The sequence below is a fragment of the Alteromonas ulvae genome, assembly GCF_048987005.1.
In the GTDB taxonomy this organism is placed as follows: domain Bacteria; phylum Pseudomonadota; class Gammaproteobacteria; order Enterobacterales; family Alteromonadaceae; genus Alteromonas.
This window is the reverse complement of record NZ_CP185261.1, coordinates 4,074,792-4,088,272: the sequence shown is the minus strand read 5'-3', so window position 1 is coordinate 4,088,272 and position 13,481 is coordinate 4,074,792. Positions and strand designations below refer to the sequence as shown.

Genomic DNA, 13,481 nt, shown 5'->3' with positions numbered 1-13,481 from the left:
AAGGGGTAGCTTAGATGAACATCATCCTACTAGATAAAATCGCCAATCTTGGCGGCTTGGGCGACCAAGTGACTGTAAAGTCTGGTTATGCTCGTAACTTCCTTTTCCCACAGGGTAAAGCGGTTCCTGCAACTAAAGACAACGTTGAAAAGTTTGAAGCACGTCGTGCCGATCTTGAAGCGAAAATTGCTGATCAGCTAGCTGCTGCAAACGCAAACGCTGAAAAAATCAATGAGTTGGCTGAAGTTACAATTGCTGCACCTGCTGGTGACGAAGGCAAGTTGTTTGGCTCTGTTGGTACACGTGATATCGCTGATGCAATTACTGCAGCTGGCGTTCAAGTACAAAAAGCACAGGTTAAACTACCTACCGGTACACTTCGTGAAACTGGTGAGTACGACATCGACGTACAAATTCACTCTGATGTAACCACTTCAATTAAAGTGATCATTATTGCTGAAGCGTAAGCGTTTATGTAATCAGGAAAACCGTTCATAATGAGCGGTTTTTTTATGCATGAAAATCACAAAATAAATACTTACTTACGTTTTTCTGCTTGTTCCAGATAGTGCATCAATACCATACTATCAGCGTATTTATTCTCTCTGAGGTCGCTATGCAACTTGTCGTAAAGTTCGCAAGGAAGTTCGTCATTTTAGCTCTCGTAATGCTTTTTTTCGGATGCGCTGCGAACAACCATGTTGAGACTAGTGTTTCTTCACAGTCAGTGATCAAGCGAGATAGAACTGATGGGTCTGAAGAGCGATTTAGCAACCTTTACGCTAACTTTCCAAGCTACCCAATGACGTGCACTACAAACTGCTATGCGCCTACGGACAAAATAGCGTGTAAAGGCGATATGGAAGACTGTGTCTATCACGGTGACAACCCATCACTGACTATCGATAGCGGTTTTACCGTTCGCTGGTTAGGACATGCTAGTTTTGTGGTGACAACCGAAGAGGGACAACAGTTTCTGTTTGACCCCGTATTTGAACAATTTGACTGGCCGGTAAATTGGGCATTTAAATTAGCAGATGGCTTTTTCCGCAACCCTGCCTCAGCGCTATCATCACAAGAAATAGAGCAAACTGACGCCGTCATGTATTCCCACATTCACTACGATCACTTCAATAAATCGGATATCGAGCGCATTGGAAATATGCCTTCCTATTTAGTGCCACTAGGGTTTGGTGAGCATTTCCCTACCGGCGGATATCACATCACTGAAATGGCTTGGTATGCAAAAAAAGCACTCGGCGATACCACCATACACTTTGTTCCGGCCCATCATTTCAGCAGTCGCATAATGGTGCCCTTCTTGTACGAAGACAATGACAAAGCGCTATGGGGTGGTTGGGTGCTTGAGCGCAACGGTAAAACCTTGTTCTTTGCCGGCGACACTGGGTACTCAGCACACTTTAAAGATATCGGCAACCGATTTGGCAGCATAGACGTTTGCCTTCTTCCTATCGCCTCATATTTCAGTGAGTCGTCTCCTAAATGGTATCGCAATGTGCACACCACGCCAGAGGATACGCTGCTAGCTGCAAAGGAATTGAACTGTGGCGTGGTTGTTCCGTGGGGCTATGGAAATGCGAGTTGGAAAATGGGCGATAAAACCTCCCACTCAGCACTGTTTAGACTAATAGAAATGGACAGGCAGTTAGACAACACCATCCCGCTGTATATTCTCAATGAGGGAGAACAGGTGACCTTTTAAGGCCACCTACTTCTTAGAGTTGATTCGCAGTTAAAGCGCTTTCGTTTGGCCAGAAATTCGTCCAGTAAAGATGGTCACACTCCAGTGTTCACTATTTTTTCACACTTTAAGCGCCATTCATCATCAAGAACCGTGAGTGAAGACAGTGCTGCTGCCAGCGCTTTATTTGTTTTTGTATGTGTACACTGCATGAGTTCATGTACACTAACGGTGTTGTCCTGGCGTTCAATCAAGCGCACCTCATCACCGGGATAAATAACGCCGGTTTTCAACACTCGGTAATACCAACCTGTTATGCCTCTTTTACCCACAAATCTGTCTAAATTTGATATACCAAATCGCTGAGATATTTTGCTGCAGGGTGCTCTTGGCGCGCTCACCTGTAATTGAACTTCACCAAATTGCCAAATGTCGCCAATGAAAACCGTCGCGTCGTCCATACCCTCAACACTCAAATTTTCACCTATGCTGCCAGGCACAAACTCTCCCTCAGGAAAGTGTTTGCGAAGGGTAAGGTAGTTAGTGGGGTTATATTGATGCAGTACTTTCTCAGGACCACCGTGAAGCCGCCTGTTTGCCTGTAAATCTTCATCGGTTTTATCGGTACGCACAGTGAGTTGAGACACCGACTCTTTCACAATACTGCTGGGTGCTCCCCGCGGTCCCAATGGGCTTGGTTGACCTGCAAACAGTGCATTTACTTTACATTCTGACATACCGACTCCGCATTTTTGACAAAACTTATTTTTTTCTTTAAACCTTTCTACTATAGGTTACGACTAAGGTTATAACACTAACAAGCGCCACACTGACATTTTCTATCACAGTGTACACAAAAAAGAGAGCGTCATGGAGCAAGGCCACCAACGCATTTGTTGCGACAGAGCGGTTTTTACCGCTAAATCACAAAGCGAGGTAATCGCTGACGTAAAAGCGGGCAGCAAATACGCTTTTAAGACGCTATACGAGCAGCATATAGGCCGCGTCTATGCACTGTGTTACCGCTTAACTGGCGACAAAAGCTTGGCCGAAGATGCGTCGCAAGAGGTGTTTATTCAGCTATGGCGAAAAATGGCCAGCTATGATGGCAATAGTCAATTTTCTACTTGGCTACACAGCGTGACGGTGAATGTGACTATCTCCTATATGCGTAAGCAGCGCAGTTGGTTTCAGCGCATGCTAAATATAGAAACCACCGGCATTACTGAGCCGGCAGTGCCCCAAGAAACAAATGACAACGATTTAGACAGGCATATTCGCGCGTTGCCAGAACGAGCCCGACTCGTGTTCGTACTCTATGCGGTAGAAGGTTATCGACATGAAGAGATAGCCAGCATGCTTAATATGGCGGTGGGTTCTAGCAAAGCACAGCTGCATCGAGCCAGAGGGCTTTTAAAACAGGCAATGGGGTGTGATGATGAGTAATGCAGATAAACAGTTGTTACAGCGCCTAAACGAGTTGAAAAAAGAACGGCAGCCTGAACGCGATCTTTGGCGTGGTATCGAACTGGGATTAGCTCGTCATGATGAGCAGGTAATGGGGAGCGACGTGTTAAATGAAAGTGGCGACAAGCAAGCAGTGTTCGCCTCAAAAGGCGTGTGGGCAGTGGCTGCAGCGTTTGCTGTCGTGTGCTGCATGCTGTGGTTTTTAACGCCTATTGGCAATCCATCAGCGCTGCAACCAGTTGATACTGATGGCTTAGTCAATATCCACGCGCCAATAAGCGAGCAGGTCCAGATTAACAACTATGCACTAGTTGAAGCGCAAAGCGCACAACAGCGCCAGTACATTGCGGGGTTAATCGCAAGTTATGACACTACGCCAGCGCTGACAAAAGACTGGCAGCAGCAATTAAATGAATTAGATACGGCAGCAGATGCCATCAAAGCAGCATTAAAAGAGGATCCTGATAATTCAGCGTTAATCAAAATGCTACACCATGTTTATCAACAACAAATTGCCTTAGTTGAGCGAGTGCACGCGCCAAAATGGCAGCAAATTTAATAAGAGGTCATCTAATGAACGCAAGACTGAAAAATGTATTAACAGCTAAGGCGATAGCAGCAATTAGCACCGTGATAGCACTCTCGCTTTCATCTACCGTGCTTGCAGGTGAAAAAGTTGATAAAACCATTGAGACTTCATCATCACCCAAACTTGATATTGAACACGTAAACGGCAGTGCCGATATTAAAGTATGGGACAAGTCACAAGTTCGGGTGGTTGGGGAGCTTGGCGATCGAACAGAAGAGTTTATCTTTGAAAAACGCGGAGATGTGGTTGTTGTTCATGTTGAGGTAGAGCGCAAGTCGAAGCAGCGGTACGGCAATAATAACGATGGCGATGAGCTTACCATTTATGTACCTGTTGGCAGTGACCTTCATTATTCTGCTGTAAACGCTGATGTAACTGCAACGGGCATTCAAAATGCTGTGGACATTGAAGTCGTCAATGGAGACGTAACCATTGAGAATTCAGGGTCACATATTGAAGTAGAGTCGGTAAACGGTGGTATTGAGTTATTAAATGTAGTGGGCGACCTCGATGTGGAAACCGTCAATGGCGGTGTAAAGGTAACGCATACAGGCAGCAATGCAATTTCATTTACGTCGGTTAATGGAGACCTAAACGTTAATACAACAAGTCCAGAGGTTGCTGTTGAAACGGTTAATGGTCGTATTGCGCTTACATTAGCCGCAATAGATAGATTAGAAATCGATACGGTTAATGGGAAGACGACGGCTAGTATGTCGTTAAATGACAATGGGCAGGTAAAAGCAAACTCCGTTGGTGGTGCTATGTCTCTTGCGTTCCAGCAAAATGTATCAGCGCAGTTTGACATTGAGGCCCATGCTGGCGGCAACATAAAAAACAACATTAGTGAAGATGAAGTGGAGAAACCGAAATATGGGCCAAGTCGCTGGCTTCGCTTCATTCAAAACGGTGGCTCTGCAAACGTTGACATTGCCACAGTGCACGGGCGAATTGAAATAGACGAAAAGTGAATAAGCTAGTGCATTTCCAATTCGTTTACTAGGTTGAATAATCATATTTAGTCCGCATTTATTAATCATGGTGTGGTTCGTTAAAAATCGATAGATAAAAAGCTGCTCATACAAAGGCGGCTTTTTTTGATACAAATTAACAGATAAAACGTAACAAATTTCCTCTTTGCTCCCCCAGCTTTCCTTGAACTCAACGTCAAAGCGATAAGGTTGTGTCAGATCAACACGCACTAAATAGCAGCTGCTATGATGAGCACGATTGTAAAAGCGAAGGTAATAGCAGTGATAGGTTGCAGGAAGCCACAATAGATTGAGAAATAATGGAGATAGCAGTGAAGATTATTGGACATGTTAGACGCTTTTGGAAATTTCATAGCCTTATCCTAGGCGCGTTTGGCATTTGCGCGTTAACACTTGGATGCGCCATCGGCAAACCATCTCTTTATGAGGGAACGTGGGTGATAACGGATACGTACCAAGATGAAATGAGCAACCTAAACACAAAAAAAAGCAGTGTGCTTGGAAGTTCTTTCACCTACTCGGCCACTTCCGCTCGGTTAGCTCAATTCGCCTGTGAAGCACCTGAATACGATACTGAAAGGTTAAATTCAGATGACTTTTACGCACAGTACAAAGTAGACCCGCAGCACATTGGATTTTCTCGTGATGAGATAACAAAGATTAAACTCACGTGTGCGTCTGATGTTTCGTTACTAGGTAGTACGTTGCTTATTCAGAAAGATAACAGTGCAGTTATACCCTCCAATGGTTCGTTTTTTCGTTTGGAAAAAGCGACGATTTAAAAAGCGTTGTCTCACGCTCTTTGACCTTTGCTGTAAATTGTTGCGGCAACAATAACACTGTCCCTCGAGCATCAGAGTGCCCTAACGTTAGCTCCCTTATTTCTCAATAACTGGTGAGCAAACAACATAGCCATTAACAGGTAACGTGTATGAGACTGCTATGCATTAGCGAGCCCGTGAGCATTAAAACGCTGTGCGTTTTTAAACGCGTTGTGCTGTTTAATGCTTCAAGAATTAGCTTAATATTATCTGATTTAATATTGCCCTGTTACAGAGAATGCGGCGTAAGTTTATTGAGACACGCGTGGTAAAAGCGCATAATAGTGTACTGTTTTTGTTTTATCACAATAGGTCTGATACGTGGCATCTCCCCCCCAAGGCGATAAGAATATAGAAAAATTGAAGGTTCCCCCTCACAGTATAGAGGCGGAGCAGTCTGTTTTAGGCAGTATGCTTATCGATCCAGAGAGTTGGGATAAAGTAGCGGAACTTGTCACTGAGACAGATTTTTACAATCGTTCGCATCAAATTATATTTAAAGCGATTACCCGTCTTTTAAATATTAGCAACCCCATCGATCTGATTACCGTATCTGAAGAGCTAGAAAAGCATGATCAGCTTGAGGATGCCGGTGGTTTTGCTTACCTCGGCGAGTTGGCGAAAAACACACCCAGCTCAGCTAATGTAGTCTCATACGCTAAAATTATCAGCGAGCGTGCGATCACCAGAGAGCTTATAGGTGTTGCCCATGAGATTGCCGAGATTGGCTATAATCCAGAGGGGCGAGACAGTGCTGATATCCTCGATTTAGCAGAAAGCCGTGTGTTTGAAATTGCTGAACGTAGAACCGGTGAAAATGAAGGTCCTCGCAATGTTGAGTCTGTACTAGGCAAAACCATTGACCGTCTTGAAGAGTTGGTTAAGACAAATAAAGAAGTAACTGGCGTAACAACAGGGTTTACTGATTTAGACAAAAAAACCAGTGGTTTGCAGCCTTCAGATTTAATTATTGTTGCTGCGAGACCATCAATGGGTAAAACTACATTTGCGATGAATTTGGTCGAAAATGCCATGATGGCAGAAGAGAAACCGGTTTTAGTATTCAGTCTTGAGATGCCTTCCGAGCAAATCATGATGCGTATGCTCGCATCTTTAAGTCGTGTGGACCAAACAAAGATTAGAACCGCCCAGTTAGATGATGAAGATTGGGCTAGAATTTCAAATACGATGGCAATGCTAAAAGATAAAGATCGCCTTTTTGTTGATGATTCGTCAGGCCTAACACCCATGGACGTTCGTAGTAGAGCAAGAAAGCTTGCCAGAGAGCGTGGCGGTATCAGTCTTATCATGATTGATTATCTTCAACTCATGCGCGTTCCTTCATTAAGCGAAAACCGTACTCTTGAGATTGCGGAGATATCACGTTCATTGAAAGCGCTAGCAAAAGAGTTGGAAGTGCCGGTAGTGGCTCTATCTCAGCTTAACCGTACCCTGGAGCAGCGAGCTGACAAGCGACCGGTTAACTCTGACTTACGTGAATCAGGCTCTATCGAGCAGGATGCCGACTTAATCATGTTTATTTACCGTGATGAGGTGTATCACGAAAACAGTGAAGATAAAGGCATCGCAGAAATTATAATAGGTAAGCAGCGTAACGGGCCTATTGGTACATCTCGACTTACCTTCCAAGGCCAGTTCTCGCGCTTCGATAATTATGCAGGGCCCGCCATGGCAGAGGATTATTAGTATCGACGCGGGTTAACCGCTTTAATAGCACCAGTAAAAAAAGATACAAAAAAGGCGCACTCAGGCGCCTTTTTTCGTTATCTAGCTAAGATTTACTTTTCTTCCGCTACTTTAACTGTGTCTTTAACTGTCACTGATATGCGACGGTTTACACGGTGAGCTTCGGCATTACTTGCTGAATCTAACAACTGTGTTTCACCGTAACCTACTGTGTCTAGACGAGAAGAATCGATACCATACATATCAACCATAACGTCTTTAAAGTTAGCAGCACGACGCTCAGATAAGTCCATGTTGTATGACTCAGTACCCGGCGCAGAAGTATGACCTTCGATCACCGCTGTGGTAGAAGGATACTGCTTCATAAACTCTGCAAATTCAGAGATTTCTGGATCTTTTGGCATTTTAACAACGGCACTTTCACTGTCGAAAAGAACACGTAATGTAATTTCTACCGTTTCTTCACCAAACACCGTACAGCCTTTGGCATCAACTTTTACACCAGCTTCTGTATCTGGGCACATATCTTTGCTATCAACAACACCGTCGTTGTCTGAATCTTTTATTGCACAACCCATTGCATCTACCTGGGTACCTGCTGGGGTATTTGGACACTGATCAACGCTGTTCATTACACCATCGTTATCATTATCGACAGAGCAACCGGTTGCGTCAACGCGAACGCCAGCAGGTGTCATAGGGCACTGGTCTTTACCATCTACAATGCCGTCGTTGTCACTATCTACTGGCGCTGCAGGCGTGCTTTTACCAAAAGGTACTGCAATACCTACTTTTACGCTGTAGTCGTTATAATCTTCGCCGAAATCGTGATAAGCGGCAATTTCTGTGATCAGTCTTACAGACTCATGAACATTCCAGTGTTTACCAATACCGATGTTACCTTGAGTAGTAGATACACCGACTGATTGGCGCTTAACACCAGCAAATAGGAAATAAGCGTCATCAGGCATAAAGTACATAGCATCAACGCCAACCATCTCACCATCTGCGTCATTTGCAGCAATACCAGATGTGCTGTCTAAATCTAGATCGGTAAATTCGACACGAGCAGCCCAGCTTTGTGTAAAGCGAAACCCGTATTCCAGAGACAGGCCTTTGCCGTCATCATAAGGGCTGCCCTCGGTAAGAGACAAAGGACGAGATTCGTCGGCATTGTAGTACATGCCTGAAAGGCCAATCCAGTGCTTGTAGTCTGGTTCTGAAGATTCCTGTGCAAACGCATTCGTTGAAGCCATTACAGCAAGAGAAAGCGCTGCTATTTTAAAGTTGTGTTTCATAGTCACATCCTGTTTAACGTTGAGTGATTATCAAGTTGATAATTATTTTGTGCTTGCGAGCTTAGTTTTATACTCGTTTAAAGGAGTAATGCACAAAGCATGCCAATTATTATGCGGGCTAAGCTGCTTTCCCTTGTAGTGTGGCAATAATAGTGCGTCTTCCACCGCTGACGCGGTGCTCGCCGAGCATGATACCTTGCCACGTGCCAAGTGCAAGTTTTCCTTGCTGTACGGGCACAGTTATTTCGCACCCCAAGAGGCTAGATTTAATATGGGCTGGCATATCGTCGCTACCCTCAAAGGTATGCTTAAAATAAGGCGTGTCTTCCCTTACACTGTGGTTAAGGTAAGCTTCCATATCTTGACGGACCGTAGGGTCGGCATTCTCATTTACCGTGAGGCTTGCGCTTGTGTGCTGTAGCCACAAATGCAGTATACCAACCTCAACAATCTGCAGCGAAGGTAGGGCTTCGACAATTTTATCTGTGATGAGGTGAAAGCCTCGGTGGAAAGAAGGCAGTGTAATTTTTTCAGACTGCCAGACATTATTTGTCAAAGCAGATTTCCAAATGAGCTAGTCCTTCATCACACATAAATGGAAGAATAATTTTAGCGCCATCTACTTGATGACTAATGGTGTGCTGATGACCAGACACCACAATGGGTGTTGCCATACCAAACTCATATCCACGTTCGGCTAGATCCCGTTTGGCATTTCCGCATATCATGTTGGTGACTTCACCGACCATATCGGCTACTTCGGCATCAAGCTTATCAGGTCGCTCTCCCACCATGCGCTCCATAATGGTAAGGGCTAGGGCTTCATCGAAAGTAATCGACATAGACCCTCTTACGTTAGGACCTACCATCCCGATTAATCCAGACACATCGCCTTTAGCCACGTCGCTTTGCTTTTTCTTTGGTTTGCCTGGTGTAAGTTTGGTTTGCGCCATCGTTTCCATTACGTTGAGTAAACCGCCGATAAACGGATTTACAAAATCAGCATTCATGTACTTGCTCCTTAAGTGAGGAATCTTCCGTTTTCTGACATTCTGCGCAAAGTCCATGTGCTTCAATGGTTTGTTTAGAAACGCGAAAGCCGTGTGCTTCAGCTTGACTGTCTAGCGTGTCCTTTAGACCTTCAGATTGAATTTCTGCCACATCGCCGCAACTGTCGCATATTAAAAACTGTACTGGGTGATTGCACCCGAAATGATAACAGGCTACAAACGCGTTAGTAGATTCTAAACGATGAATAAAACCGAAATCGAGTAAAAAATCTAATGCCCGATAAACGGTGGCTGGCTTGGCGCTAGATTCTGTTTCTTTGAGCGAATCGAGTAGTTCATAGGCACCCATAGGCCCGTGTTTAGCGAGCAGTATTTCATACACTTTCTCTCGCAATGGCGTAAACCTAGCTCCGCGCTGTTCGCAGTAGGCACGCGCTTTGTGAATTAGTGTCATATTATTCATGTATCGCTACCGTTAGCTCGGCCTTAAAAATTACCTTGGCCATTAGTTAAGCTACTAAAAGTTTTTGTTTTAACAGCATCATAAGTTACTTATAAATTTCAAAGCAGCCGTCGTTAGCGTCATTGTTAGTCGTTAGCGTCATTGTTAAGTGAAACAGGTACAACTTCTACGAAGCCTAATAGTCAGGGATCGCACAGCGCGAAAATAAATTTCTCATACCTGCGATTTTATGTTGTTTTACTCTTAACTATCTTCTTTAAAGGCTTCACTTTAATGCTAGACTTCAGATACTGCGTCAAATTCGATTTTGTCATGACAAGCTGTTCAGAGTATAACACCGTGCTTTTACTACACAAATGCCAACGCTATTTTATCTGCAAATATTCAACACAAAACGCATTGTTGAATCGAACAGCAATCACACTTTCATTTATGCTGTCTGACGACGTTCAGCATTTTTCACAGAAATCAGTATTATAGGCCTAACGCCTTGTTTTCGATGACGAGAAAAAGCGACGGAACAATAAGAGGGTACTCAACCTATGATGATTAATTTATCGGTTACTGAACTCAGTAAGCGCAGAGCAATATGGGTAATCTTCAGCCGTGGGAAAATCGTAGTGCGTGAAAATGAGCCTACATTGCCTGAAGCGCATTTTGATGAGCTCTCGTTTTTAGCATCTTATCACGAAGACGTGCATGAATTGCCACCTCTAAACGATACTGCGGAGACTGAATCGCCCATATACGTGGTTGACGTTGGCTCTGAACACATCGAAAGCCCTGGCTGGGAACGAGTTTCATTGCGCCAGCTTTTATTTACACAACAAAATATAGCGTTTTCTGTGTTGGGTCGTGCTTGGCAATATATCCATTTTTTACGAACCCACAAGTTTTGCGGGCAGTGTGGCGCTGAAATGGAGCGAGTAAGCTGGGAGATGGCAATGCAATGCCATCGCTGTAAGCATCGCACGTATCCTAGGGTATCTCCGTGTGTGATTGTTGCTATTCACAATGGCGAAAAGCTTCTTTTGGCCAAAGGCGTCAGACACAAAGAGGCAAATATGTACTCTACGCTGGCTGGGTTTGTGGAAAGCGGCGAGAGTCTTGAAGAAGCCGTGCACAGAGAAATTTTTGAAGAAGTTGGGGTGAAAGTAAAAAATCTACGCTACTTCAACAGTCAGCCGTGGCCATTCCCTCACTCATTAATGGTGGGGTTTATCGTCGAATTCGATGGTGGCGATATCGTGTGCCAAGAAAATGAAATAGACGATGCTCAATGGTTTGACGTTGATGCGCTACCTAACATACCGCCTAAGGTTTCAATTGCTGGACAGCTTATTGCGGAAACCTTGTCGTTGATAGGCGAAAAATAACCCCTCTGTCGTTAATAAGCGACAAATAAAAAACCCTGCCGGAGCAGGGTTCTAGGTTTTTTTAGCACGGTCCTCTTAGAGGCTTTTTTTTGTTAGCGTGTATAGTAATAGCAAAGGTGTTTTAAAAGCGCAAGTAAATTTATCCCATTAACTTTGTTGCATTGAGGTTGTCGCTATTTACACACACTACTCGTCGCTCTGCGGGGCACATACATCGAAAGCATGTGTTTGAATTAAGGTTTTTTACGCACACAGAGATAATTACTGGTATAATTTTGGCGCTAAATTTTAATCTCAAATCAGGTGAGTTATATGTCGCAAAATATTCCTAATGTCGATAAGCCAGCGTTAAAGAACGACCGTTACTTGCGGGCGTTGGAAAAAAAGCCGGTTGATGTAACACCCGTATGGATGATGCGACAAGCAGGTCGATACTTACCAGAATACAAAGCAACACGCGCTGTGGCTGGTGATTTTATGTCACTGTGCAAAAATGCGGAGCTTGCTTGCGAAGTGACGTTGCAGCCCCTGCGAAGATTCCCTCTCGATGCAGCAATTTTATTTTCAGATATCCTAACCATTCCAGATGCCATGGGGTTAGAGCTGTATTTTGAAGCAGGGGAAGGCCCGCGTTTTAAAAAGCCTATCACCTGTAAAGCCGACGTAGATAAAATTGGTATTCCCGATCCTGAAGGTGAACTGCAGTATGTGATGAACGCAGTGCGCACTATTCGCAGAGAGCTTAAGGGCGATGTTCCGTTAATTGGCTTTTCTGGCAGCCCGTGGACGCTAGCGACTTATATGATTGAAGGTGGCTCAAGTAAGGCGTTTACAAAAATTAAGAAAATGGCGTTTGCAGAGCCCGCAATACTCCATACGTTACTGGAAAAATTAGCTGATTCAGTTACCTCGTACCTTAACGCGCAAATTGCTGCCGGTGCCCAGTCCGTCATGATATTTGATACATGGGGCGGTGTGTTATCGCCTCGTGACTACAAAGCGTTCTCGCTACAATACATGGAACGCATCGTGAGTGGGTTGACGCGAGAAAACGAAGGTCGAAAAGTCCCTATTACCTTGTTTACCAAAAATGGCGGCATGTGGTTAGAGTCTATCGCAGCCACTGGCTGTGATGCAGTTGGTCTAGACTGGACTATCGATATCAAAGAAGCCCGTGCCCGCATTGGCGATAAAGTCGCACTACAGGGGAACATGGACCCATCCATGCTTTATGCGCCTGCTCAGCGAATTGAAGAAGAGGTGGGCACTATATTGAAAGGATACGGAGAAGGCTCTGGTCATGTGTTCAATTTAGGTCACGGTATTCACTTAGATGTGCCGCCTGAAAATGCAGGTGTCTTCGTTGACTCTGTGCACAAGCTAAGTAAGCAATACCATAAATAAATCAGCAGCTGGGTCAACATGCTCTAATCATTAGCAGGTGAAAAAGGATAAACAATGAAAACCTGGCTGTTAGTGCTGCTTGTCGCTTTTTCTGTTATTGCCGGTTTTAAGGTGGTCTCTTATCAACAAAAATTAGACCACTCAAAAGTAGAACATGAACGTCTAAGCGATGTCTTAGCGCGTTCTCGTTCTACGCAAACCAGCGAGTTAAAAATTGTAAAGCCTATTACGAAAGTTAAAGAAGAAAGAGAAACTGCCGATGTGTCAGCAGCTGAGAGAGATTTACGCCAGTTTTTTGATACCTCGCCATACGCACGATTATTTTCCCTTGAAAATATCGCCTGTACTCAGGTTGCTTGTGAGATCGTGGGGGTATTTATTGGTACCATTGATGAACTCAACGATGTAGTAAAAGGTTTTCCAAACCGCTCTTGGTGGACGTTTGGGGCAATGGAGTCATCATACGACGCCCTACTAAGCGAAGAGGTAAAGTTTACGGCGACTTTTATGCCTCGTGAGCAAAAGCAAGTAGATAACGTCGTTTCTTAAGAGCCCCCGATTAACAACGCGTTAACCAAAAGCGCTTGAAAGCTCGGTCAAATAGATTTGCTTTGTGAATACACTTGACTTGTGTCAGTGTGATCCGCCAGTT

At 44.3% G+C, this 13,481-nt stretch carries 15 protein-coding genes; 10 read left to right on the top strand and 5 right to left on the bottom strand.

All coding sequences use genetic code 11. From position 1 onward, the window contains the following. Positions 1-14 precede the first annotated feature (14 nt). Positions 15-467 (top strand): 50S ribosomal protein L9, encoded by a 453-nt coding sequence (rplI, locus tag ACOJR9_RS17685; protein WP_420934193.1) that lies wholly within the window; start codon positions 15-17, stop codon positions 465-467. A 200-nt stretch (positions 468-667) separates the two neighbouring features. Continuing rightward, a complete protein-coding gene (locus ACOJR9_RS17680; RefSeq protein ID WP_420936168.1) occupies positions 668-1,723 on the top strand; it encodes an MBL fold metallo-hydrolase in 1,056 nt (351 codons plus the stop codon). Between the two features lie 74 nt (positions 1,724-1,797). Here the strand turns inward: ACOJR9_RS17680 and ACOJR9_RS17675 are convergent, their stop codons facing one another. Beyond that, positions 1,798-2,439 carry an MOSC domain-containing protein gene (locus tag ACOJR9_RS17675; RefSeq protein WP_420934192.1) on the bottom strand — a complete coding sequence of 214 codons (642 nt, stop codon included), beginning with the start codon at positions 2,437-2,439 and terminating at the stop codon, positions 1,798-1,800. 133 nt (positions 2,440-2,572) lie between these two features. On the opposite strand from ACOJR9_RS17675, the gene ACOJR9_RS17670 reads away from it, so the two are divergent. The 5 genes from ACOJR9_RS17670 (at position 2,573) to dnaB (ending at position 7,278) form a co-directional block, all read left to right on the top strand. Further along, complete coding sequence (locus ACOJR9_RS17670; RefSeq protein WP_420934191.1) at positions 2,573-3,148, top strand: RNA polymerase sigma factor; 576 nt, start codon at positions 2,573-2,575, stop codon at positions 3,146-3,148. Beyond that, positions 3,138-3,728 carry a hypothetical protein gene (locus ACOJR9_RS17665; protein ID WP_420936167.1) on the top strand — a complete coding sequence of 197 codons (591 nt, stop codon included), beginning with the start codon at positions 3,138-3,140 and terminating at the stop codon, positions 3,726-3,728. Before ACOJR9_RS17670 ends, ACOJR9_RS17665 begins: the two co-directional genes overlap by 11 nt. A gap of 14 nt (positions 3,729-3,742) precedes the next feature. Next, positions 3,743-4,729 carry a DUF4097 family beta strand repeat-containing protein gene (locus tag ACOJR9_RS17660; RefSeq protein WP_420934190.1) on the top strand — a complete coding sequence of 329 codons (987 nt, stop codon included), beginning with the start codon at positions 3,743-3,745 and terminating at the stop codon, positions 4,727-4,729. Between the two features lie 332 nt (positions 4,730-5,061). Continuing rightward, complete coding sequence (locus tag ACOJR9_RS17655) at positions 5,062-5,532, top strand: hypothetical protein (RefSeq protein ID WP_420934189.1); 471 nt, start codon at positions 5,062-5,064, stop codon at positions 5,530-5,532. A 360-nt stretch (positions 5,533-5,892) separates the two neighbouring features. Further along, positions 5,893-7,278, top strand: a complete 1,386-nt coding sequence (dnaB, locus tag ACOJR9_RS17650) for a replicative DNA helicase (RefSeq protein WP_420934188.1) — start codon at positions 5,893-5,895, stop codon at positions 7,276-7,278. 92 nt (positions 7,279-7,370) lie between these two features. Here the strand turns inward: dnaB and ACOJR9_RS17645 are convergent, their stop codons facing one another. The 4 genes from ACOJR9_RS17645 to ACOJR9_RS17630 form a co-directional block, all read right to left on the bottom strand. After that, positions 7,371-8,576, bottom strand: coding sequence for an OmpA family protein (locus ACOJR9_RS17645; RefSeq protein ID WP_420934187.1), 1,206 nt, complete (start codon positions 8,574-8,576; stop codon positions 7,371-7,373). 118 nt (positions 8,577-8,694) lie between these two features. Continuing rightward, a complete protein-coding gene (locus ACOJR9_RS17640; protein ID WP_420934186.1) occupies positions 8,695-9,132 on the bottom strand; it encodes a secondary thiamine-phosphate synthase enzyme YjbQ in 438 nt (145 codons plus the stop codon). Continuing rightward, complete coding sequence (locus ACOJR9_RS17635; RefSeq protein ID WP_420934185.1) at positions 9,122-9,586, bottom strand: chemotaxis protein CheX; 465 nt, start codon at positions 9,584-9,586, stop codon at positions 9,122-9,124. The genes ACOJR9_RS17640 and ACOJR9_RS17635 overlap by 11 nt, the downstream gene beginning before the upstream one ends. After that, a complete protein-coding gene (locus ACOJR9_RS17630; protein ID WP_032097701.1) occupies positions 9,576-10,049 on the bottom strand; it encodes a transcriptional repressor in 474 nt (157 codons plus the stop codon). The genes ACOJR9_RS17635 and ACOJR9_RS17630 overlap by 11 nt, the downstream gene beginning before the upstream one ends. Before the next feature lie 542 nt (positions 10,050-10,591). On the opposite strand from ACOJR9_RS17630, the gene nudC reads away from it, so the two are divergent. The 3 genes from nudC (at position 10,592) to ACOJR9_RS17615 (ending at position 13,378) form a co-directional block, all read left to right on the top strand. Next, positions 10,592-11,425, top strand: a complete 834-nt coding sequence (nudC, locus tag ACOJR9_RS17625; RefSeq protein WP_420934184.1) for an NAD(+) diphosphatase — start codon at positions 10,592-10,594, stop codon at positions 11,423-11,425. 312 nt (positions 11,426-11,737) lie between these two features. Continuing rightward, positions 11,738-12,829 carry a uroporphyrinogen decarboxylase gene (hemE, locus tag ACOJR9_RS17620; RefSeq protein ID WP_420934183.1) on the top strand — a complete coding sequence of 364 codons (1,092 nt, stop codon included), beginning with the start codon at positions 11,738-11,740 and terminating at the stop codon, positions 12,827-12,829. 54 nt (positions 12,830-12,883) lie between these two features. Next, entirely contained in the window at positions 12,884-13,378 is a 495-nt protein-coding gene (locus tag ACOJR9_RS17615) for a hypothetical protein (RefSeq protein ID WP_420934182.1), read from the top strand. Positions 13,379-13,481 lie beyond the last annotated feature (103 nt).